Annotated in this window: 18 protein-coding genes and 2 pseudogenes; 6 read left to right on the top strand and 14 right to left on the bottom strand. The window is 62.5% G+C overall.

The genetic code is table 11. The features are described 5' to 3' along the window. Positions 1-45: 45 nt before the first annotated feature. Both INT12_RS11965 and INT12_RS11960 read right to left on the bottom strand, forming a co-directional pair. On the bottom strand, positions 46-1,443 hold the full coding sequence (locus INT12_RS11965; protein ID WP_046489190.1) for a NarK family nitrate/nitrite MFS transporter: 1,398 nt from the start codon (positions 1,441-1,443) through the stop codon (positions 46-48). A gap of 2 nt (positions 1,444-1,445) precedes the next feature. Then, on the bottom strand, positions 1,446-2,702 hold the full coding sequence (locus tag INT12_RS11960; RefSeq protein ID WP_032804979.1) for an MFS transporter: 1,257 nt from the start codon (positions 2,700-2,702) through the stop codon (positions 1,446-1,448). Positions 2,703-3,013: 311 nt separating this feature from the next. On the opposite strand from INT12_RS11960, the gene INT12_RS11955 reads away from it, so the two are divergent. From INT12_RS11955 to INT12_RS11945, 3 genes are all read left to right on the top strand, one after another. After that, complete coding sequence (locus INT12_RS11955) at positions 3,014-4,816, top strand: HAMP domain-containing protein (RefSeq protein ID WP_126587235.1); 1,803 nt, start codon at positions 3,014-3,016, stop codon at positions 4,814-4,816. Next, positions 4,813-5,460 carry a two-component system response regulator NarL gene (gene narL / locus INT12_RS11950; protein WP_017849328.1) on the top strand — a complete coding sequence of 216 codons (648 nt, stop codon included), beginning with the start codon at positions 4,813-4,815 and terminating at the stop codon, positions 5,458-5,460. The genes INT12_RS11955 and narL overlap by 4 nt, the downstream gene beginning before the upstream one ends. A gap of 1,453 nt (positions 5,461-6,913) precedes the next feature. Further along, on the top strand, positions 6,914-7,594 hold the full coding sequence (locus tag INT12_RS11945) for a Crp/Fnr family transcriptional regulator (RefSeq protein ID WP_046383082.1): 681 nt from the start codon (positions 6,914-6,916) through the stop codon (positions 7,592-7,594). 13 nt (positions 7,595-7,607) lie between these two features. Here the strand turns inward: INT12_RS11945 and INT12_RS11940 are convergent, their stop codons facing one another. From INT12_RS11940 to INT12_RS11910, 7 genes and pseudogenes are all read right to left on the bottom strand, one after another. After that, positions 7,608-8,123, bottom strand: a complete 516-nt coding sequence (locus INT12_RS11940) for a nitrous oxide reductase accessory protein NosL (RefSeq protein ID WP_017849330.1) — start codon at positions 8,121-8,123, stop codon at positions 7,608-7,610. Between the two features lie 30 nt (positions 8,124-8,153). Continuing rightward, on the bottom strand, positions 8,154-8,984 hold the full coding sequence (locus tag INT12_RS11935) for an ABC transporter permease (protein ID WP_193058859.1): 831 nt from the start codon (positions 8,982-8,984) through the stop codon (positions 8,154-8,156). After that, complete coding sequence (locus INT12_RS11930; RefSeq protein WP_017849332.1) at positions 8,981-9,904, bottom strand: ABC transporter ATP-binding protein; 924 nt, start codon at positions 9,902-9,904, stop codon at positions 8,981-8,983. The genes INT12_RS11935 and INT12_RS11930 overlap by 4 nt, the downstream gene beginning before the upstream one ends. Next, positions 9,904-11,142: a nitrous oxide reductase family maturation protein NosD gene (locus tag INT12_RS11925; protein WP_193039742.1), complete on the bottom strand. Its 1,239-nt coding sequence runs from the start codon at positions 11,140-11,142 to the stop codon at positions 9,904-9,906. Before INT12_RS11925 ends, INT12_RS11930 begins: the two co-directional genes overlap by 1 nt. A gap of 208 nt (positions 11,143-11,350) precedes the next feature. Further along, complete coding sequence (gene nosZ / locus INT12_RS11920) at positions 11,351-13,252, bottom strand: TAT-dependent nitrous-oxide reductase (RefSeq protein WP_017849334.1); 1,902 nt, start codon at positions 13,250-13,252, stop codon at positions 11,351-11,353. A gap of 11 nt (positions 13,253-13,263) precedes the next feature. Further along, the gene (gene nosR, locus INT12_RS11915) at positions 13,264-15,396 is read right to left on the bottom strand and encodes a transcriptional regulator NosR (RefSeq protein ID WP_193039733.1); all 2,133 of its coding nucleotides are present in this window, start codon (positions 15,394-15,396) and stop codon (positions 13,264-13,266) included. A 134-nt stretch (positions 15,397-15,530) separates the two neighbouring features. Further along, positions 15,531-16,496: pseudogene (locus INT12_RS11910) on the bottom strand (sigma 54-interacting transcriptional regulator); the annotation flags it as partial. 208 nt (positions 16,497-16,704) lie between these two features. Between INT12_RS11910 and INT12_RS11905 the strand changes: the two are divergent. The 3 genes and pseudogenes from INT12_RS11905 to INT12_RS11895 all read left to right on the top strand — a co-directional run. Then, positions 16,705-17,160: pseudogene (locus tag INT12_RS11905) on the top strand (hemerythrin domain-containing protein); the annotation flags it as partial. 132 nt (positions 17,161-17,292) lie between these two features. Next, positions 17,293-17,979, top strand: a complete 687-nt coding sequence (locus tag INT12_RS11900) for a Crp/Fnr family transcriptional regulator (RefSeq protein WP_017849338.1) — start codon at positions 17,293-17,295, stop codon at positions 17,977-17,979. Further along, entirely contained in the window at positions 17,976-18,167 is a 192-nt protein-coding gene (locus tag INT12_RS11895) for a protein DnrP (RefSeq protein ID WP_193039732.1), read from the top strand. Before INT12_RS11900 ends, INT12_RS11895 begins: the two co-directional genes overlap by 4 nt. Here the strand turns inward: INT12_RS11895 and INT12_RS11890 are convergent. The 5 genes from INT12_RS11890 to INT12_RS11870 form a co-directional block, all read right to left on the bottom strand. Continuing rightward, positions 18,161-20,002, bottom strand: a complete 1,842-nt coding sequence (locus INT12_RS11890) for a nitric oxide reductase activation protein NorD (protein ID WP_193058858.1) — start codon at positions 20,000-20,002, stop codon at positions 18,161-18,163. The genes INT12_RS11895 and INT12_RS11890 overlap by 7 nt on opposite strands. Before the next feature lie 65 nt (positions 20,003-20,067). Next, positions 20,068-21,489, bottom strand: a complete 1,422-nt coding sequence (locus INT12_RS11885) for a cbb3-type cytochrome c oxidase subunit I (RefSeq protein ID WP_046383075.1) — start codon at positions 21,487-21,489, stop codon at positions 20,068-20,070. 3 nt (positions 21,490-21,492) lie between these two features. Then, the gene (locus tag INT12_RS11880) at positions 21,493-21,933 is read right to left on the bottom strand and encodes a c-type cytochrome (protein WP_017849342.1); all 441 of its coding nucleotides are present in this window, start codon (positions 21,931-21,933) and stop codon (positions 21,493-21,495) included. Positions 21,934-22,076: 143 nt separating this feature from the next. Next, complete coding sequence (locus INT12_RS11875) at positions 22,077-22,511, bottom strand: DcrB-related protein (protein ID WP_046489201.1); 435 nt, start codon at positions 22,509-22,511, stop codon at positions 22,077-22,079. Between the two features lie 15 nt (positions 22,512-22,526). Continuing rightward, positions 22,527-23,221: type VI secretion system Vgr family protein (locus INT12_RS11870; RefSeq protein ID WP_169883993.1), on the bottom strand; the 695-nt coding region annotated here is incomplete at its 5' end.

The raw sequence follows: 23,221 nt of genomic DNA, 5'->3' as shown, positions 1-23,221 counted from the left end.
ATCAGGCGTGCTGCGGGGTGCGTTGCCCCGCGAATTCAGGTCGGACTAGCAGGGGGTGGCGCAACCTTTGCGGGCATACCACCACCAGGTCACGACAATGCAGCTCAGGTAGAAACCGACAAACATGTAGAAGGCCATCGCCGGGCTACCGGTGGCGGCCATGGAGGTGCCGAAGGACTTGGGAATGAAGAACGCACCGAAGGCGCCCATGGCCGAACTGAACCCCAGTACGGCGGCGGATTCCTTGCCGGCATTCTTGATGGCCTGCTCGCGCTCGGCGGCGGATTTACCGGCGCTGGCTTTCTCGTGCTGGGTGCGGAAGATCACCGGGATCATGCGGAAGGTGGAGCCGTTGCCCACGCCTGTGGTGATGAACAGCAACATGAACAGGCCGAGGAAGCCGTAGAAGTTGCCGCCCTGGCCGTTCTGCGGCAGGAAGTGCAGCACGCCGAATACCATCACGATCATCAGCACGAAGTTCCACAGGGTCACTCGCGCGCCGCCCAGTTTGTCCGCCAGCCAGCCGCCCAGTGGGCGCACCAGGGCGCCGACCAGCGGGCCGAGGAAGGCGAACTTCAACGCTACTACGTCCGGAAACGAGGTTTTGATCAGCAGCGGGAACGCCGCCGAAAAACCGATGAACGAACCGAAGGTCGCCAGGTACAACCAGCACATCAGCCAGTTGTGCTTGCGTTTGAAGATCACCGCCTGCTCGCTGAACGAAGCGCGGGCGCTGGACAGGTCATTCATGCCGAACCAGGCCGCCACGGTGACGGTGAGGATGAACGGCACCCAGATGAACCCGGCGTTCTGCAGCCACAGCTGGCTACCGTCGGGCAGGGTTTGCGCTTGCCCGCCGACCATGCCGAACACCCCGAAGGTGATCACCAGCGGCACGCAAAACTGCATCACCGACACGCCCAGGTTACCGAGGCCGGCGTTCAAGCCCAGGGCCGTGCCTTGCTGCGCCTTGGGGTAGAAGAAGCTGATGTTGGACATGCTGGAGGCGAAGTTGCCGCCGCCAAAGCCGCACAACAAGGCGATCAGCACGAACACGCTGTAAGGGGTGTTGGGGTCTTGCACCGCGAAGCCCATCCACAGCGCCGGCAGCAACAGCGACGCGGTACTCAGGGCAGTCCAGCGACGCCCGCCGAAGATCGGCACCATGAACGAATAGAACACCCGCAAGGTCGCGCCGGACAGGCCGGGCAACGCCGCCAGCCAGAACAGCTGGTCGGTGGTGAAGCTGAAGCCGATGGCGTTGAGGCGCACGATCACCGTGCTCCACACCATCCACACGGCGAAGGCCAGCAGCAGCGCGGGAATCGAGATCCACAGGTTGCGGGTAGCGGTCTTTTTGCCGCTGGCCCCCCAGAACGCGGGGTCCTCGGGGCGCCAGTCGTGAATCACCGGGCCCGAATCGGGCTTTTGCGCGATGGACATGTTCATTCTCCTTGGAGACGTTGGGCGGTGTTGCCCAGCAGCGGTTGTTTGCGGATTTCGCTGAGGTACATCCAGGTCAGGGACACCCAGACCACGCCGTACATCAACATGAAGCAGGACGAGCGCACGCCGGTGAGGTCCACCAGGGCGCCAAACAGAATCGGCAGCACAAAGCCCCCCAGGCCACCGGCCAGGCCGACGATGCCGGACACCGCGCCCATGTTCTGCGGGTAGTCATTGGCGATGTACTTGAACACCGAGGCTTTGCCGAACGCGAAGGCGATGCCCATCACGAACAGCAGCACGGTGAACAGGGTGGGGTTGAGGCCGATGTGCAAATCCAGGGGACCGTTGACGGTCTGCACCTGCAATTGAGTCTGCGGGTAGCTGAGCAGGAACAGGCAGACCCAGCTCACCCACAACACCCACCAGGTCACGCTCTGGGCGCCCCAGCGGTCGGACATCCAACCGCCGACCGCGCGCAGCACACCGCCGGGCAGGGAGAAACAGGCGGCCAGCAGCGCCGCGCTTTGCAGGCTGAAACCGTATTCCTGCACGTAGTACTTGGTCATCCACAATGCCAGGCCGACGTAGCCGCCGAAGACAATCGAGTAGTACTGGCAGTAGCGCCACACGGCCGGGTCTTTCAGGCACCGCAGTTGCTCGCGCAAGGTGGCGCCGCCGGCACTGCGGTGGGCCTTGTTCTCGCTGGTGAGGAACCAGAACAACAGCGCGGTGATGAACAGGATCGCGCCGAACACCTTGGGCACCAGATGCCAGGTGCCGAGGGCGATCAGCGCCGGGGCGAGGAACTTGGTGACCGCGGCCCCGGCGTTACCGGCGCCGAACACGCCCATGGCAAAGCCCTGGTTGTCCTTGTCGAACCACTTGGCGACGTAGGCGATGCCCACCGAGAACGAACCGCCGGCCAGGCCGACAAACAGGCCCAGCACCAGGAACTGCCAATAAGCGGTGGCGTAGGTGATCAGGTACAGCGGCAGCACGCAGGCCAGCATCAACAGGAAGAACACGATGCGCCCGCCGAAGCGGTCAGTCAGCAAGCCCAGGGGCAGGCGCACCAGGGAACCGGTCAAGACCGGCGTGGCGGCCAGCAGGCCAAACTGGGTTTCGTTGAGTTGCAGCAGCTCTTTGATGGGCACGCCCAACACGGCGAACATCATCCACACCATAAAGCAGACGGTGAAGGCCAGCGTGCTCATGCCCAGCACCAAGCCTTGTCTTATACGGGGTTGAGTCACGGTATGCGCTCCGAAAGGTGATTTCATGAGCGCAGGTTAGGGGCGACACCCCCTTGGAACTTGACGCAGATCAACGTCGGCCAGGTGGGTATAAGGCTATGCTGATCCCATATACCTCTAAGGAGGTAGTTCCTATAACAAGAGAAAGTCTTTATTTATCAATGGATTGATCTCTTGTGCCGGCGTTTTCCCGTGGGAGGGTTTGCCGGCAACTCTTTAGAGGTAGTGCGCCAGGGATCACCGTTTTCCAGCTCGTTTTTCCTTTTCAGGTGCCGCCATGCAGGCTTTCTCCCCCCTCCGACTACGCCGTGATGTTTAGCTGGCTACGCAGCTCCCTGCCCGCACGCGCCGGCTTGGCTGTGATCCTGATCGCTATCCTGGCCCTTGCCAGTTCCTTGAGTGCGGGGCTGATCGCCTGGTTCAGCCAGGGCGACGCCGCCGCAATCAACACCGCCGGCTCCGTGCGTATGGAGACCTACCACCTCAGCTGGCGGCTCGCCGCCGCCGCGCCGGCCGAAGAGATCGACAGCATCACCCAGAGCCTGCAAGGGCGCCTCGACAGCGACTCGCTCAAGGCGGTGCTGGAAGACGGCCCGAACAGCGCCCTGCTGCAGAGCTACCAACAGATCCAGCAACGCTGGAACGACGAGCTGCGCCCGGCCCTGACGCGCGGTGATACGGCACAGTTCCAGGCCAGCGCGCCGACATTCGTCGAGCAAATGAATCAATTCGTCAGCCTGTTGCAGCAACAGAGCGAACGCAAACAAAGCTGGCAGCAAGGCATCCAGGGCCTGGCGCTGTTCAGCACGTTGATCATCCTGTTGATCGGCCTGTATGAGTTGCAGTACGGCGTGGTCAACCCTTTGCAGGAACTGGTACAGGCCACCCGGCGCTTTCGCGACGGCGATTTCAAGACCCGGGTCAACCACCGCTCCGAAGATGAGCTGGGGCAACTGGCCCTGAGCTTCAACACCATGGCCGAGACCATCGAGGCGTCCCACCGCACCCTGGAAAGCCAGGTGCGCCTCAAGACCCTCAACCTGCAACAAGCCAACGCCGCCCTCGAACTGCTGTACCAGAGCAGCAGCAGCCTGGCCACGCGCCTGGCCAATGCCGAGGGCCTGGACGAATTGATCCGGCGCTTCCAGAAACGCCTGCCGGGGTTGCGCCTGTCGTTGTGCCTGCAAGGCCACTTCCTCGCACCGGCCCAGCAGATGCTCGCCTTGCACGGCGGCGACAGCCGTAACATCTGCGCCATCGGCGATTGCGCGAGCTGCCATAAACACAAAGTGGCGCCGCCGCAGATATTCAGCATCAGCAACCAGGGCTCGGAACTGGGCGAACTCAAGGCCCACTTCGACGATGGCCACCCTCCGCAAGACTGGGAAAAGCAATTGATCCAGGCCCTGGCCAACCTGATCGGCACTTCGCTGTCGCTCAAACGCCAGCGCGAACAGGACCATCGTTTGCTGCTGCTCGACGAGCGCACCATCATCGCCCGGGAACTGCACGACTCCCTGGCGCAGGCGCTGTCGTACATGAAGCTGCAAGTCAGCCGCATGCAAACCCTGATCCGCCGGGGCGAACCCGTGGAAACCCTGGCCACCGTCACCGCCGAACTGCGCGACGGCCTGAACAACGCCTACCGCCAACTGCGCGAGCTGCTGACCACCTTCCGCCTGCAAATCCACGATGCCGGGTTGGTACAGGAGCTATCGGAAACCGCCGAAGAGTTCTCCCGGCGCGGCGAATTCCAGGTCCACCTGCACGTCGACGCCCTCGCCTTCCAATTGTCGGCCAGCGAACAGATCCACTTGCTGCAGATCACCCGCGAAGCCCTGTCCAACTGCCTGCGCCACGCCCATGCGCAAAACGCCTGGCTGCAACTGCGCCAGGAGGGCGAGACCGTGAGCCTGAGCATCGAGGACGACGGCCGTGGCTTTTGCGGCGCCGTCGACCAACGCGAACACCACGGCCTGACCATCATGGACGAACGCGCGCGCAGCCTGCACGGCCAACTCGACATCAGCCCCCGCGAGCCCCAGGGCACACGGGTGCATTTACGTTTTCAACCGGAATTTCTCGGGCAACCTCTACAAGGTAACCTCCCATGAGCACACTCCCCCGCCACCGCATTTTGCTGGTCGACGATCACCCGATGATGCGCCACGGCATGCGTCAGATACTCGAACTCGAAGACGATCTGCAGGTGGTCGGCGAAGCCGGCAATGGCCAGGAAGCCCTGGACCAGATCGAAACCCTGCAACCGGACCTGGTGCTGCTGGACAACAACATGCCGCAGATGAACGGCCTGGAAACCCTGCGCCGCCTGCGCGCCATGAACTATGCGGGCAAGGTGCTGCTGTTTACCGTGTCCGATGCCGAGGATGACATTCGCGATGCATTGCGCCTGGATGCCAACGGGTATCTGCTCAAAGACATGGAGCCGGAGTTGGTGGTGGAGTTCATCCGTGATGCGTTACATGGAGCGCTGGTGATCAGCCCCGGGTTGACGCGGGTGCTGGCCCAGGCACTGCGCTCGCCGCAACCCCATGCGGCAGTGGACTTGACGGAACGGGAACGGCAGGTGCTGCGCACGATTGCCAGTGGCTACAGCAATAAGGTGATCGGGCATAAGTTGGGGATTACCGAAGGGACGGTGAAGGTGCATGTGAAGAATCTGCTGCATAAGTTGGGGTTGCGGTCACGGGTGGAGGCGGCGGTTTGGGCGATGGAGCACTTGCGGCAGGCGGGTTGATGGTTTTTCTGGGGATTGGGTACATATCTGTTTCTTCGGTAGCGGCGGCTGGTGGCTCCGCTCTTGCCCCAACACTCGGCACCTCACTAATGCTCGGTGTGCCTAAGATCAAGATCACGAACCAGAGCCAGAATGAGGTCTATTTGACCCATGGAGATCCAAATGTGGGAGGGGGCTTGCCCCCGATAGCAGTCTGTCAGCCACTACATGCATGACTGCTCCACCGCCATCGGGGGCAAGCCCCCTCCCACATTTTTGACCACGTTCGGCTTGCAGGATCAGGTTGGCTATAAGGCCGCGTCTAAGAGCAAGAGCAAATACAGAATGAGGTCTATCTGACCTATGGAGATCCAAATGTGGGAGGGGGCTTGCCCCCGATAGCAGTGTGTCAGCCACTACATGCATGACTGATCCACCGCCATCGGGGGCAAGCCCCCTCCCACATTTTTGACCGAGTCCAGCTTCCAGGATCAGGTTGGCTATAAGGCCGCGCCTAAGAGCAAGAGCAAATACAGAACGAGGTCTATCTGACCCATGGAGATCCAAATGTGGGAGGGGGCTTGCCCCCGATAGCAGTGTGTCAGCCACTACATGCATGACCGCTCCACCGCCATCGGGGGCAAGCCCCCTCTCACATTTTTGACCGCGTTCGGCTTGCAGGATCAGATTGGCTATAAGGCCGCGCCTAAGAGCAAGAGCAAATACAGAACGAGGTCTATCTGACCCATGGAGATCCAAATGTGAGAGGGGGCTTGCCCCCGATAGCAGTGTGTCAGCCACTGCATGCATAAGTGATCCACCACCATCGGGGGCAAGCCCCCTCCCACATTTTTGACCGCGTTCGGCTTGCAGGATCAGGTTGGCTATAAGGCCGCGCCTAAGAGCAAGAGCAAATACAGAACGAGGTCTATCTGACCCATGGAGATCCAAATGTGAGAGGGGGCTTGCCCCCGATAGCAGTGTGTCAGCCACTGCATGCATGACTGCTCCACCGCCATCGGGGGCAAGCCCCCTCTCACATTTTTGACCGCGTTCGGCTTCCAGGATCAGGTTGGCTATAAGGCCGCGCCTAAGAGCAAGAGCAAATACAGAATGAGGTCTATCTGACCCATAGAGATCCAAATGTGGGAGGGGGCTTGCCCCCTCCCACATTTTTGACCGAGTCCAGCTTCCAGGATCAGGTTGGCTATAAGTCCGCCCCTAAGAGCAAGAGCAAATACAGAATGAGGTCTATCTGACCCATGGAGATCCAAATGTGGGAGGGGGCTTGCCCCCGATGGCAGTGTGTCAGCCACTACATGCATAAGTGATCCACCGCCATCGGGGGCAAGCCCCCTCTCACATTAAGGCCGTCTCTTTAACCCAAGCTGACCGAACATGGGAAGAGGTACCCCCTTCGAGGCATATCCCCAAACCCCGGGCCGCCCTACCCTGATGAACCGCGGAGGCCCTTATGCTCACCCATCCCAACATCGTTCTAACCCTGCGCAGGCATCACCTGTTCAGCCGGCTGCCTGAAAAAACCTTCCAGGATGTCTGCACCCTGGCCAGTCTCAAGCGTTTGCCCAATCACACCCCGCTCATGCACCAGGGCGATCCCGCCGATCGGTTCTTCCTGCTGGTCAGCGGCCAGATCAAGCTGCACCGGGTCACTGGCGAAGGTCAGGAGCATCTGGTGGAAGTCATCCGCCCCGGCCAGACGTTTGCCGAAGCGCTGCTGTTCACCCAGGCCAAGGCGTACCCGGTGAGTGGCACCGCGCTCAAGGACAGCGTGCTGGTGAGTATCGAAGGCCAACACTATCGCCGCGCCCTGGAAGACCAACCGGCCATTTGCCTGGCGATTCTGGCGAGCATGAGTATTCACCTGCATCAGCGCCTCCAGGACATCGACACCCTGACCCTGGCCAATGCCAGTCGCCGGGTGATCAATTTCCTGTTCCAGGAGCGCGACGACGTGAGCGGTGAGGTGGTGTTGCAGGTGCCCAAGCGCCTGGTGGCGTCGAAGCTGGGGATTCAGCCGGAGACGTTTTCGAGGATTCTGCATCGGCTGGTGGAAGGCGGGTTGATCGAGGTGCGCCAACGCACCATTCGAATCCTGAACGCAGAACAGTTGATGGGGTATCAAGCCGGTTGATACCCCCTCGCGGTCAATGCCCGCTGTGCATCATCGGCATCGGTTGCTGCAACAGCGCCAGGTCGATCTGCTCGAAACGCAACAGCCGACCACCGGTGTCCGCCGCGACTTTCTGCGCTTTGGCCTCATCGGCAAACGAAGCCAGGACCACGCCCATGGCGCCCTTGAGCCCGGTGCCGATCACGTAGTACGCGGTGCGGGCGTCGATCAGGTGCTTGTCGTCCGGGGCATTCCATTGGCTGCGGCCCATGTCGTGTACGTACAGCTTCGCGTCGTCGTGCCGGTTTTCCGGTTGCAGCCACCAGCCGAGCATTTCGGCGGTAGAACAGAATTTCTTCACCCCGCCCCGCTCCACCACTTGGCCCTTGGGCCCGGGGAATTCGTTGATCACCATACCGCACACGTGGCACTCGTCGTTGGGATGAAACGCCACCGGCGCGTCACTGAAGCTCGACTCCGGCGCCTTGTCGCAGGCGCTCATCAACAAGCCGACCAACAAGGCCGCCACTACCCGTGTCTTGAAACCCATTTCACTCACTCCAGCAGTCATAAAAAATCCTCACGCCGCACGGCGGCGGAACAGCCCATAGGCCAGCGCCAGCGGCACGGCCACCCACGCCAGCAGGCACGCCCACAGGGCCAGCGGCGGCACGTCCAGGTCTGAACCCAGGGCCATGACCCCGACGGACTGGGTGCCCGTACCGAAACCCGAGAGGTTGATCAACCGATACACGTCGGTGGGGTTGAGCAGCAGCAACCAGGGCAGCCCCTGCGGGTTGAACTGGCCTTTGCTGAGCACCAGCAAGGCCAGCAGCGCCAGGTCGAAGACCAGCACGAAGAAGAACCACACGCCGAGCGCCAGCCCGGCGGCGGTGGATTTTTCCGCGCACAGGCTGCTCAGGCCATAAGCCAGCCCGAGAAAGCACCAGCCAAGCAGGGCCGAGGTCAGCATGAACCGGCCAAAGGCCCAGAGCAGCATGGCGAAGTCCACGTCGTCGACCAGCAACGCAATGGCGAGCATCGCGCAGCCGAAGCCGAGGACCGTGGCCAGCGCGAGGATCAGCCCATGGCCGACGAACTTGCCGAGCAGGATCTGCCCGCGCCCCAACGGATAGGTGAGCAACAGCAACAAGGTGCCGCTCTCGTCTTCGCCGACGATCGCGTCGTAGGCCAGCAACAGCGCGATCAGCGGCATCAGAAACGTCGCCAGGCTGGCCAGGCTGGCGCTGGTCGCCGGGATCGAGGTGAAGCCCAGTTGCCCGGCGGCGGCGGCGCCCAGCCAGGCGATGCCGATGGCCAGCACCGCGAACAACAGGCTGATCGCCAACAGCCAACGGTTGCGCAGGCCGTCGCAGAACTCTTTGCGGGCCATGTTCCAGATCGGGTTCATAAGGCCGCCTCCTGTGCCGTGACCATCGCGCTGTCCATGTAATGCCGGTAGATGTCTTCAAGGGACGGCGGCAGGATTTCCACGTCGCTGGGGCTGTCCTCGGCCAGCAGTTGGCGCAGCAGTTGCACTTTGCTGCCGTTGTGCGCCGCCACTTGCAGCCCTTCGACGCCCCAGCGCCGGGTGACATGGCCGGCGGCGCTCCAGCGTTGTTGCAGCGATTCGACGCGCTGCAAGCCGCAGGTGCGGATCAGCGTCGGCAAGCCGGCCTCGGCGCGCAACTGCGCCAGGCTGCCCAAGGCCAGCAGGCGGCCCTGGGTCAGGATCGCCGCACGGTTGATGTGCGCCTCGACGCCCGGCAGCACGTGGGAGCACAGGATGGTGCTGGTGCCGGCCGCACGCAGGCGGTCGAGCAGGCGATACAAGTCCTGGGTAGCGAACGGGTCGAGGCCCACGGTAGGTTCGTCGAGCAGCAACAGGCGCGGCTCGCCGAGCAAGGCCTGGGCCAACCCTAGGCGCTGGCGCATGCCCTTGGAATAGGTCTTGACCCGCCGCCCTGCCGCCGCGGTCAGGCCGACGTCGTCCAGCAGGCTGTCGACCTGATGCATCGGCGCGCCCTTGAGCCGGGCGAAGTGACGCAGGGTTTCGACGCCGCTCAACTGTGCATAGAACGTGACGTTTTCCGGCAGGTAACCGAGCCAGCGGCGCACGTGGGGATCACTCGGCGCACGGCCGAACACCCGCACCTCGCCGGCGCTGGCGCGCAGCAGGCCGAGCACCAGCTTCATCGCCGTGGTCTTGCCCGCGCCGTTGTGCCCGAACAACCCCAGGACTTCGCCGGGGGCCAGGCTCAGGTTCAGGTCGTGCAGCACCGTGGCACGCCCATAGCGCTGGCTGACGCCTTCGATCTCGACGACATTCATCATGCAGGTTCCTTCTGAGTGGGGGCTTGCATCAGGGGGTGGCTGTCCATCACACCCGGCGACTTCATCACCGGAAACGCACGTTGCACCCAGCGCAGCAACTCGATGCCGGGGCTGTTCATCAACAGCCGCACCTGGGGGTACAACCACAGCAGGCGGTCGACGTTGTCGTTCGGCTCGTAAGCCACATCGCCGAGGCCATCGCCGTTGCGGTCCCAGCCGAGGTAGTCACTCCAGTAGTTGCCCCGGCCGGCCGCCGACCATTCCTGCAAGCGGCTGGCGACGTATTTGACCTGGCGCTGGTTGTCGATGAAGGCGTTGCCGGCGATGCGGTTGTCTTCGGAGCCGGCGGTCAGGTGAATGCCCACCGCGCTGCGCGCGAAGCGGTTGTTTTCGATGCGGTTGAACAGCGAGTTGTAGATGAACAGTGCCTTGCCTTCGCCGCCGGCGATCATGGTGTCGCCGGTGGAGCCGTCGCGCACATCGGTGACGACGTTGTCCTGCAAGGTCGAATAGGTGATGTAGTTCATCAGGATGCCGTAGTTCTGGTCCTGCTCGGAGCGATTGCCGATCACCGTCAGCTTGCGGCTTTGCATCAACGCATAGCCGGTGCGGGTGCGGCGGGTGGTGTTGCCCAGGACCTGGTTGTCGTTGGCAAACATGTAGTGGATGCCGTAGCGCAGGTCTTCCAGGATGTTGCCTTGCAGCAGGTTGCCGTTGGAGGTGTCGATGTAGATGCCGTCGCGGGTGTCGCGCACATGGTTATCGATGACGCGGGCACCGTGTACCGCGTACAGGTGAATGCCGTTGCCCCGGTCCTGCGAACGTACCGAGGTGTCACCCTGGATGCGGTTACCGATCACGCTCACGTCCTGGGTGCCATCGACCCAGATGCCGAAGCCCTGGCCTTGCAGGCGGTTGCCCAGCACTTGCGCGCCGCGCGCCTGGGGCTGGATGAACACAGCGGCGTTCATGGCCGTGAGGTCGTCGCCCCAATCGAGGAACGTGCAGCCTTGGACGCTGACATCCGGCGCGCTGATCAGCAGGCCGTTGCCCTGCCCTTCGGCCTGGAAGATGGCGCCGGGGGCGCAGGTCAATTGCAGCGGTTGGTCGATGCGGAACGAGCCCCGGTACTCGCCAGCAGGCAAGCGCCAACGGTTGGGGCCGTCGGCTTGCAGGGGTAAGTCGGTGATGGGGCGAACGGCGGCGACCGCTCCCGCCGAAGCCACTATCAGCATCACCAGGATGACGAGTGATCGAGCCACGATGATGTCCTCTTAAAGGAAATGCGGCTAAAAGTGGGAGGGACGGTGCGACGATTCGACTTGCTCCCGATGAGGGTCTGTCAGTTGATGCATCTGTGACTGATTCACCGCCATCGGGAGCGAATCGAATCGTCGCACCATCCCTCCCACATTTGCCTTGTGTCGTTTCTCAAACAGCGTGTCAGGCGGGCTCGACCTTCATCCGCCCGACCATTTCCATGTGCAGGGCATGGCAGAACCAGCTGCAGTAGTACCAATGCAGCCCGGGCTTGTCGGCAATGAACGTGATCGACGAGGTCTGCTGCGGGCTGATCTCCATGCTCGCGCCGTGGTTGACCATGACAAAGCCGTGAGTCACGTCTTCGATCATGTCGATATTGGTGATGGTCACGGTGACTTCATTGCCCTGTTTGACGGTGAACTCCGAAAGCCCGTAGGCCGGGGCCATGGAGGTCATGTACACGCGCACCTTGTTGCCGTCGCGGATCACCTTGCTGTCGGTTTCCAGGTTGATCCCGTCCTTCTTGGCGATGGCCACCGTTTCGGCGAAGAATGGATCGTTGCGCTCCCAGATTTTCTTGGTCTTGATCTGGTCGCGGCGCGCCATCACACAGTCATGGGGTTCGGCGAAGGCCGGGCCGTCGTGGACCAGTTTCATTTCATCGCCGGAGATGTCGATCAACTGGTCGTTTTCCGGGTGCAGCGGGCCGGTGGGCAGGAAGCGGTCCTTGGAGAACTTGCTCAAGACCACCAGCCACTGGCCGTCGGCGTCGCGGGTTTCGGTCAGCGACGCATGGTTGTGACCGGGCTGGTACTGCACATCGAGCTTCTGCTTGATGTAGTTGACCTTCTCGCCGCCATAGGCACGGATGGCCTCGGCGATGTTCCACTTGACCACCTGGCTGTCGATGAACAGCGTGGTGTAGGCAAAGCCGCGTCCGTCGTAGGTGGTGTGCAGCGGGCCCAGGCCCAGCTCCGGTTCACCGACCACCACACCGCGCGGGTCGCTGATCTTGCCGCTGAACAGGTCGTCGAGTTTGTCGATGGCGATAATGGTGCAGGTCGGCGACAGCTTGCCGTTGGCGATGAAGTACTTGCCATCCGGCGAGGTGTTGCAGCCGTGGGGGTTTTTCGGCACCGGAATGTAGCGGGTGAACTCGCTGTCCTTGCCGTCCTCGGATTTGCGTCCGTCCACCACCGGCACCTTGACGCCGTCCACATTGATGAACTTGCCGGCCTTGATCGCCGCTTCGATGCGCGGGATGTTGAACACCACCACCCAATCGCGCTCATTGCGCATCATGCCGGCCAGGTCGGTGGCCTTTTCCGAGTTGTAGCAGGTGGCCGCTGCGTACTTGCCGGTGTAGTCCATGTCGGCGTTGTCGAGGTTGCCGTCGACGATCACCTGGAAGGCCATCTCCATTTTTTCCGCATCGATGGCGTTGAACATGGTGAAGCTGTTGCGATCCTGCAGGTCGAAGTTTCGGCCGTCATTGGGGTGCGGGATGATGAATTCGGCGTTGCAGAACACGTACTTGGTGTAGGGCACCTTTTGCAGGCGCAGGCCGTGGATGGCCTGGACGTTCGGTACGGTGAGGATTTTGTCGCACTTCATGATGTCCAGGCGGATGCGCGCCACCCGGCTGTTGGCCTTGTCATTGATAAACAGGTACTTGCCGTCGTAGTGGCCGTCGGTGGTGGACAAGTGCGGGTGATGGCAATCGCCGTTGGAGTACTTGGCGCCCTCGCCGAGGATGCGCTTGCTCTCGTTGGTCAGGCCCCAACCGGTGGCCGAATCGACGTTGAACACCGGGATACGCATCAGCTCGCGCATCGACGGGACGCCCATCACCCGCACTTCGCCCTGGTGACCGCCACTCCAGAAGCCGTAGTAATCGTCGAGTTGGCCGGGTTCCACATGGATTTTCGATTTGGCGTCCTTGGCCGCCGCCGCGAAGGATTCACGGGTAAACACCGCGCCGCCGAGGGCCGATGCACCCGCCAGCACGGCGCCGGTCACCGCACCGGTGCCGAGGAAACTGCGCCGGGTCAGGCCGTCATGTTTATCGTCTGTATCGTTCATGGGTTGCTCCTTCAAGCGTTGGGATTTATCTGCACTACGGGAATCTGTTCGGGCGCCGCCTTGTTGCGCTTCTTGCGTTTGTTGATCAGCGGCGGGCATTTGTTTTCGTTGTGCCAGGTCATCTGGCAGTCGAGGCAGTAGTGGCATTCGTTGGCGTTGATATGGCCGTCCGGGTGGATCGCCTGGATCTCGCATTCCTTCGCGCACAGCTGGCACGGGTTACCGCATTCCTGGCGCCGCTTGAGCCAATCGAACAGGCGGAATTTGCTGGGGATCGCCAGGGCGGCGCCGAGGGGACAGAGGTAGCGGCAGTAGACTTTGCGGGTGAACAGGTTGATCACCAGCAACGCCACGGCGTAGAGCACGAACCACCACTGGCGGTCGAACTTGAGCGTGATGGCGGTCTTGAACGGTTCCACTTCGGCAAAGCGTTCGGCGGTGGCCATGGATTCCAGGGAGAGGCCGAACAGCACCAGCAGGATCAGGTACTTGATCGCCCACAGTCGTTCATGCACCGCGAAGGGCAATTCGAACTGGCGGATCTTCAGGCGGCGCGCGGCCTCGTTGAGCAGTTCCTGCAAGGCCCCGAACGGGCACAGCCAGCCGCAGAACACCCCGCGCCCCCAGAGCAGGATGCTGGCGGCGGTGAAGACCCAGAGCATGAAGATCAGCGGGTCGGTGAGAAACAGTTCCCAGCGGAAGTCCTGGACCAGCGCATGCACGAAGGTCAGCACATTGACCACCGACAACTGCCCCAGCGCATACCAGCCGATGAACCCCACGGTAAACACCAGGTAGCCGCGGCGCAGCCAGTGCAGCAGGCGCGGGCGCCGGGCCAGGCTGTCCTGCAGGAACAGGATCGCGGTAAGCAGCAGCAGCGCGACGCCGAGCACCATGACCTGCACCTGTTTCTGGTACCAGATGCTCAACCACAGTGGGCGGCTGGCCTCATCCAGCGCGGCTTGTTCGGCGGCGGTGGGCAGCGGCCGTTCCAGGTACTGTTCGGGCATCTGGTAAGGCAGTTCGAAGCTGCTGAACGTGCCGCTGACCGGGCCGGTCTGGCGCCGCACCAGCAGTTCCAGGGTCCAGGGCGAGCCTGGGTCGAAGCCGGCCTGCGGGCGCACGATGAATACCGACATCTCGTCGAAGGCCGGGATGCCCTCGGCGTAGACATCGTCGATGCGCTGGTGGTCGAGGTCGCGGAAGCTGATCACGTTGCCGAACTGGCGCAACTGCACCCGGTCGAAAATCCCGCCGCGCACATAACCCGAACCCTTGAACGAAAACAGCCCACGGCCGAGCACGGCGATGGCCTGTTCGCCGGGTTTGAGCCCCTGCATCAGGGTGCGGTAGTGCTCTTCGCCCAGCAGGTTGCGGCCGATGCTCGGCGGGTTGATGTCGGCCACATAGAGGTCGATGAAGGTCTCGTCCGCGGCCTCGGCGCCTTCGGCGGCGGTGTCCTTGAAGGCCGCGTCGACCTGGCCCCGGGTCAAATGCAGGCGGCGGATCGCGCCATTGCCGGTCAATTGTGCCCAGGTGGCGGGGTCAAACCGGTCGGTGCGGATCAGCGCGACTTTCTGCGCGGTCGCGGCCTTGCCGTCGATCAGCTTGAGCCACACCGCCACGTCATGGGCCGCCCGCATCACCACTTCATTGACCACCATCGCGGTCACGGTCGCGCCGGCAATCGCGTCCACCGTCACCGCCTTCGGATCGCTGGAACGCCCGACCACCACGCGCTGGCGCACATCGACGCCGGAATAGTGCGCGGTGAATTCGTGCAGTTTGACCTCGGGAATACCGATCAACAGGATCGGCTCGTGGTGTTCCAGCACGTAGGCATCGCGGATCACCCCGACGGCGTCGAGGATCACCAGGGTGTTGATCGGCTTGCCCGAATACGCCGGGATCGCCACCACATCCAGGCTCTGGAACACGTAGCCGATGGGCTTGCCGGCAGTCGAAATGGTTCGCACCTTGAACGGCCCGTCGGGTGCGGAGACCGCATCCTGGGCGGGGAAAGCGCGTTCGATACGCTGCTGTTCGATGTCGCCGTAAGGCAGGGCCTGGGCGGTGAAGCTGGTGATGAGCAACACCACCAGCAGCGTCAGCCAGTGGCGTGTCAAGCGCGCGGAGCGAGTCATGGAGTCCCTTGAGGCGTCGGGCTGAAGATGGGACGGATGGTAGGGGTGGTGATGGCAGGTGGCCCTTGACCAGAATCAAGTCTGGCCGGTAGGTAGTGCGGCAGATACGCACAGCTGGCGTGTTGTCACACCCCTTACTTGAGCTTCAGGCGCCGCGCCAGCTTGTGCAGGTTGCTCGCGTCCACGCCGAGCAAACGCGCGGCACTCGCCCAATTGCCGGCGCAGTGTTCCAGGGCGTGGCGAATGTTCCAGCGCTGGCACTCGTCCACCGCCACCGCCAAGGGTTGGAAGGCCTCGATCGATGACGCGGGCATGGCTCGTTCCACCGCGACGGCGGCCGTGTCCAGGCCCAGAGCGTGCGGTTCCAGGCGGATCACCGAACTGCGCGGTTCGCCACGACTGAGCTGCTTCAACGCGGCGCGACTGATCACATGCTCCAGCTCACGCACATTGCCCGGCCAGGCGTACTCGAGCAGCGCCTGTTGCGCCGTCGGCGACAGTTGCAGGTCATGCAAGCCCAGGCGCTCGCGGTTGAGCTCAGCGAAATGCCGCGCCAGCAGCAACACATCCTCGCCACGCTCGCGCAACGCCGGGATCGGCAGCGGGTACACCGACAGCCGGTGATACAGGTCGGCGCGAAACAGGCCGTCACGCACGCGGTCGGGCAGGTGGCGATTGGTGGCGGCGATGATGCGGACATCCACATGCAATGGCCGATCGGCGCCCAGGCGTTGGATCTCGCCATTCTCCAGGGTGCGCAGCAGCTTGGCCTGGATGCTCAAGGGCAATTCGCCGACCTCATCGAGGAACAAGGTGCCGCCGTTGGCCGCATCGAACCGCCCGGCGCGGTCGTGAGTGGCGCCGGAGAAGGCGCCCTTGACGTGACCGAACAGCTCGCTTTCGGCCAACGCCTCAGGCAGCGCCGCGCAGTTGACCTGCACCAGAGGCTTGTTGCCGCGTTGCGACAGGCGATGCAGGCGCCGCGCGAACAGCTCTTTGCCGACCCCGGTTTCGCCGAGCAACAACACCGGCAACTGCGTTTCGGCCAGCAACGCCAGCTCGTCGAGCAACTCCTGCAACACCGCGCTCTGGCCGAGTATGCCGTCGAGCGGCGCGGTCATTTCGACCCTCCTGGGGTTCAGAGCACCCTGGCAGCGTGTGGTCATGATTACCTTACTCCGGGATAAATCGTTACTTTTCAATGCGTTAAAATTGGCACGCTGCCTGCAATCACTGGTTCATACCCGTACTGCCGATGAGGAAAGCCCGATGACCGTGAGCGACTGGAACACCCAAACCCAGGACCACTTGATCGACCATCTGCTGGCGCGCTACCACGCACGTCATCGCGAGCAATTGCCGGAACTGGTCCGCATGGCGAGCCGCGTCGAACAGGTCCACGGTCAGCACCTGCAATGCCCCAACGGCCTGGCCGACCTGCTGCTCGACATGCAGCAGGAACTGGAGAGCCATATGCTCAAGGAGGAACAGGTATTGTTCCCGATGCTGCAAATGGGCATGGGGCCGCAGGCGTCGACGCCGATCCAGGTGATGCGCTACGAGCACGACCAACACGCCGAGGCCCTGGAGCAGTTGTTGAGCCTGACGAACCAGATCACCCCGCCGGCCGAGGCCTGTAATACCTGGCGCAGCCTGTACCGCGAGCTGAGCGCCTTTCATGCCGACCTGCGCGAACACATCCGCCTGGAGAACGACATATTGTTTGCCCGGGCCGCGCCCAGCCTCGCCGCGGCCCGCGCATAGCGCACTTTCGCAAGCGTTCACTGCGACGATCGTGCAGCGTTGCCTGTGCGCTGCCCTTGTCGTAGATCAAGTACGGCCGACGCCAACAGGATTAACCTTGGGTATCCCTTCCCGATATTCCCCGAGGTCAAGATGGTGCTCCATCGTGTTCATCACCAGATCCTGCGCAGCCACCACTTGTTCGAACCCCTGGACGAGGCGCAGTTGAACGAGCTGATGAGCAGCAGCCAATTGCTCAGTGTCGACAAAGGCGAACCGCTGTTCCGCCAGGGCGAACCGGCCGATGCGTTCTACTTCGTGATCGCCGGCGCGGTGAAAATCTACCGCCTCACCCCGGACGGCCAGGAGAAGGTGTTCGAGGTGATCGGCGAACGGCAGACCTTCGCTGAAGCCATGATGCTGATGGATACGCCCAACTACGTAGCGTGCGCCGAAGCGGTGTGCCCCACGCAGTTGTACCGGCTGTCCAATGCCACCTACATGCGTTTGCTGCAGAGCAACAGCCGCCTGACCTTCGCCCTGCTCGGCAAGTTGTGCGTGCGCCTGCACCAGCGGGTCAACGAGATCGAAACCCTGTCGCTGAAAAACGCCACCCACCGCGTGGTGCGCTACCTGCTCACGCAACTGGTGCGCTTGCAAAGCACCACCGACTGCAGCTTCGAGCTGCCGATGGCCAAGCAGTTGATTGCCGGGCACCTGTCGATCCAGCCGGAGACGTTTTCGCGGATTATCCGACGCTTGATCGACGAGAAAATCATCACCCAGGACGGCCGGCAGATCGCAATTCTCGACCGCCCGCGCCTGGAGCAATTCGAGTGAAAACCTGCCTGGTCTGCCAGCACGGCAATGCCGTGGAGCGCGACCTGTGCGAGCGTTGCGCCACACCGCTGCCCGAGGCCCACGCCAGCACCCAGGCGCGCCGACTGAAGCGTTTCCAGTGGTTCTGCCTGGGCCTGACGCTGTTCTGCGTGGCGATGTTCTTCTGGTTGCCCAGGGACTTTTACTGAGTCTCGGTCAACTGCCGATACAGCTGCGGCAGGCGTTGCGGTAATTGTTCGGGGCGATGGATCAGGGTAAAACCATGGGCGCCGAACATGTACGGCAGATAGTCGCCGGCCTGTTTGTCGATGGTGATGCAGAACGGAATCAAGCCCTGGCGCCGCGCTTCGACCACCGCCTGGCGCGTGTCCTCCACGCCGTAACGTCCCTCATACAGGTCCAGGTCATTGGGCTTGCCGTCGGTGATCAACAACAGCAACTTACGCCGCTGCGGGCAGGCGCCCAGCAACTGGGTAGCCTGACGGATAGCCGCGCCCATGCGCGTGTAGTAGCCCGGTTTGAGGCCCTGGATCGCGCCGCGCGTGCGGTCGTCATAGGCTTGCTGGAACGTTTTGAGCACCTGCAAGCGCACCTGGTGCCGCCGCAGTGAAGAAAACCCATACAACGCAAAGCGATCCCCTGCCCCGGCCAGGCTTTCGCCGAACAGCAGCAGGCTGTCGCGTATCACATCGATGACCTTTTGCTCATCGTTGACATGGGCATCGGTGGACATCGACAGATCGGCCAGCAACAGGCACGCCAGGTCGCGGTGGGTGTGGCGTTGTTCAAGGAACAGCCCGCGTTCGGCGCAGGCACCCTGCTGGCGCTGCACATGAAAATCCAGCCAGGCCTGCAGGTCGACCTCTGACCCCTGGGGCTGCTGGCGCTGCCATTGGCGGTCGGTGCGCAGGCTCTGGAATTGCCGGCGCAAGCGCTGGGCCTGGGCCTGCAACCGCGCGGGCAAGGGTTGCGGTGCGTCGCAACGCGGCTGCATCAATTGCAGGTTGACGAAGCCTTCCTGCAAGCACTGCCGGCGGTAATCCCACTCGGGCAACTTGATGCCGTCGCCCAAGGGGATGTCGTCGACATCGGCGGGCGGCAGATCCAGGTGCAGCTTGAGCCCGCCGCTCTTGCGCACGCGCTGGCGCGACAGGCTCAACTGGTCGAGGTCTTCGGCGACGCGGGCGGCGTCCGGGTCCTGGCTGTCGTCGGACCAGCGATCGAGGTCGACGTGTTCGCTCCAACTGAACAGGTTTTCCAGGCGCACCACCAGCAGGCCGCCATCGCGGCTCGCGTCGTCAACGCGGGTGGCATGCTTGGGCCCGCCTTGCTGCTCGCCGGGCGGGGCTGAGAGGTCGTCGCCCTCCTCTTCCAGGTCGGTATTTTGCGCGGTGTCCAACTGCAGCGCCGGGTACAGCCATAACGGCAACGGCCAGGCGGCCCGTGAACTGCGCGGCAAGTGACGCACGCTGCCGGGTTCGCGCAGGGCCTTGCGCAAGGCCCGCTCCAGGGCGGCTTCGTCGGGTTTGAGGCTGGCGGGGTCGGGGCGCAGTTGCAGGTGCGCCTCCACCAGGCGTTGGTAGCGCGGCAGCATCGCCGGGTAGCGCTGCAACAGCAGCCAGGTCCAGCGTTGGTTGTCGCGGGCCCAGTGGCTCATCGGCCCGGCGTGGGCCGCGAGCAGCGCCAGCCAGCGGTACAACTCGTGATTCAGCGCCGCGTCGGGAAATACCGCCAGGCGTGCCGGCAAGCGCAAGCGGTTACCGTCGCAGGACGCCAGGGGGGCTTGCTTGCAGGTGCCGGCGATACGCATCAACAGGTTGCGGCGCAGCAACAGGTCGCGCTCGCAAGCCGCCTCCAGCGCCATCCCGCCAGCGCCGCCCAGGGCGCGGAACAACAGGGCCAGGCTGCGCTGATGGTCCGTCAGCGCGACCTGCGCCTCGGGGAAATCGACATTGGCACGGCGGGTGATGAAGCGGTGCCAGACGCTGCCGACCCACTCTTCCAATTCCAGGGTAAAGGCCATGAGCCGTGCTCCAAACGTAAAACGGCCCGCTGTACCAGCCGGGCCGCCGTCTTAGGGATTGACGATCAATACACAATCGGCGCCGGCGCACCGGCGACGGCTTGGCGTTGGCGGAAGCTGTACAGGTAGCAGAGCAGCCCCAGCAGGAACACCACGCCACTGGCCAACCGGGCCCAGAACAAGACGGTCAAATGCTCGACCGTGGCCATGAACGGCAAGGCCACACCGTCCGCCGGCCAGCGCTGCAACCACACCTGCACCACACCGGCTGCGGTGAGGAGCAAGGTGATCATCACCATCGACAGCACCATCAGCCAGAAGCCCCAGATTTCAATGGTCTGCGAACGCGCATCGGGCGCTTCGCCGAGGCCGCGCAAGCGTGGCATGGCGTAGCTGATCAGGGTCATCACGATCATCGCGTAGGCCCCGAAGAACGCCAGGTGACCGTGGGCCGCCGTGAGCTGGGTACCGTGGGTGTAGAAGTTGACCGGTGCCAGCGTATGCAGGAAGCCCCAGACCCCGGCGCCGAAGAACGCCGTCACCGTGGTGCCCTTGGCCCACAAGGTCGCCGCGCGGTTCGGGTGCTGGCGCCGCCGACGTTTGACCATGGTGAAGGCAAACATCACCATCGCCAGGAACGGCAGCGGCTCCAGGGCCGAGAAGATCGAGCCGACCCACAGCCACACCTCGGGTGCGCCGATCCAGAAGAAGTGGTGCCCGGTGCCGATGATCCCGGTGATCAAAGCCATGGCGATGATCACGTACAGCCATTTCTCCACCACTTCGCGGTCGACGCCGGTGACCTTGATCAGCACGAACGCCAGCATCGAGCCCATGATCAGTTCCCACACGCCTTCTACCCAAAGATGCACCACCCACCACCAGTAGAACTTGTCACGTGCGAGGTTGCCGGGGTTGTAGAAGGAGAACAGGAAGAACACCGCGAGGCCGATCAGGCCGGTCATCATCACCATGCTGACCGTGGTTTTGCGGCCCTTGAGCAGGGTCATGCCGATGTTGTAGAGAAAGCCCAGGCACACCACCACGATGCCCATTTTGGTAATGGTCGGTTGCTCGAGGAACTCGCGGCCCATGGTCGGCAGCAGTTCGTTATGGGTCAGCTTGGCCAGTGCCGCATAGGGCACCAACAGGTAACCGAGGATGGTCAACACCCCGGCTGCGGCAAACACCCAGAACAGCAAGATCGCCAGTTTGGGGCTGTGCAGCTCGCGGTCGGCCTCCTCGGGTATCAGGTAATAGGCGGCGCCCATGAAGCCGAACAACAGCCAGACGATCAACAGGTTGGTATGGACCATCCGCGCCACGTTGAAGGGGATCAACGGGAACAGAAAGTCGCCCACCACGTATTGCAGGCCCATGATCAGGCCAAACAGCACCTGGCCGACGAACAGGATCAAGGCAAACACAAAGTAGGGTTTGGCCACGGCCTGGGATTGGAATTTCAGATAGGGATTGGCGCTGCGCATGGCTCAGCCCTCCTTGTTGGGTGGCCAGTTATTGGTATCGATCTTCGAGCTCCATTTGAGGAACTCGGCCATATCGTCCACCTCCTGGTCGCTGAGGTTGAATTGCGGCATGGCGCGACGCCCCGGCACCCCAAGGGGCTGCATTTTCATCCAGGCGTGCAGGAACGGCTTGAACCCTTCGTCACCCCCACGACGCTTGAACACATTGCCCAGCTCCGGCGCAAAGTACGCGCCTTCGCCCAACAGGGTGTGGCAACCGACGCAGTTATTACGCTCCCAGACGCTCTTGCCTCGGATCACGGATTCAGTGAGCTGGTCGACATTGCTACGGGCGGGAAAGGTTTGTTCGGTGTGGTAGGTCAAGGCCAGGAAAATCAGGAAGAAGAACACGCTTCCTCCGAAATAGATGTTCCTGGCCATGCCCTTGGTGAAGGTCTCTGACATGGTCGCTTCCTCATGGCTTGGCGGGGGTCATGATAGGAAGGTGGAGGGTGAAAACCGCTTGATGGCGATCAAGAATTGTTGATCGGGTTGGTCAGGTATTCTTGGGGGGGGATTGAGTAGCAGTCGGTTTGGCTCCGTGTGATTCAGGGTGTGGCGAAGAAGCTAAGCGTGCTCTTTAGCGTTGCCCAGTGAGCCGCTTCGGCGGGCCCGAGGGGTTGGGTCTTGACGTAACTCAACGCGATCAGGCGGCGTGTGCCCGGTAGTTGCAGCGCCAACTGGTACTGGTAAAAGCTGTCGCTGCCTTTGTTGAAACTGTTCTGCACTTCATAGGCATCGACATCCAGTGCGGCCCCCACCTTTATGGCTTGCACTGGCGAGTAACGAAGGTACTTCTCCTGTTGTTCGAGCGTCTTGAGCTGCGCTTCGAAGTTACTTTGCAACGTTTCGCCGTCCGCCAGCGGGCTACGGCTGACGACCAGCGTGGTGCCCAGGTGGGCGAACTTGAGGATATTGATCGAGGCATCCTGTAAGGCTGCATCGGGCAAGGTGAATTGGGCTTCATTGATCAAGTAGTTCATGGTGCAAGTATCTCGTTATTGGCCGGCGCCCGGCTTGTCCGCAAATGTTGATTCGACGGCGTTATGGATAGTGGCTCGCACACCCTGCTGACCGGGTGATGTGCCCTCGTCACTGCCCTGGTTGATATCCAGTTTGCCTTGTGTCTGGATCTTGCTGCTGCCGGAGGAAAACAGATTGAACGAGCCACAGGTCAGGTTGATGGCTCCGTCTGCCGTGAGCTCAATCACACTGTCGCCGCACACCAGGCGAATACTGTCTCCAGCTTCGATGGTATAGCGCGTGGCGGCGCTGTCAGACTTGGCGCCGCCCACCAGCACGGTGTCGTTGTTGCGCACTACGCGCAGGCGATTAGCGCCAATCGTCACCGTCTCGTTGTGCCCGATGCGCTTGTTGCGGTCATGCCCCACCGAATGGCTTTCGTCCACTTCGACGACGACGTCCTGATTCCTCTCGGCATGGATATACACCTGCTCCGACCCCTTCTTGTCCTCCATGCGAATTTCATTGAAGTTGGCCGGCGTGCCGCCCTTGCTCGAGCGACTTTTCATGCCGCTCTGGGTCGCGTTCTCCGGCAAATCGTAAGGCACCGTCTGCTCCGCGTTGTACACCCGCCCAGTAATAATCGGCCGGTCCGGGTCGCCTTCCAGAAAGCTCACAATCACCTCCTGGCCGATTCGTGGGATCTGCATCGAGCCCCAGTTCTTGCCGG

Origin of the sequence: Pseudomonas sp. K8 (assembly GCF_014889455.1) — a bacterium.
Lineage (GTDB): Bacteria > Pseudomonadota > Gammaproteobacteria > Pseudomonadales > Pseudomonadaceae > Aquipseudomonas > Aquipseudomonas veronii.
This window is presented reverse-complemented; position numbering and strand designations above follow the sequence as displayed.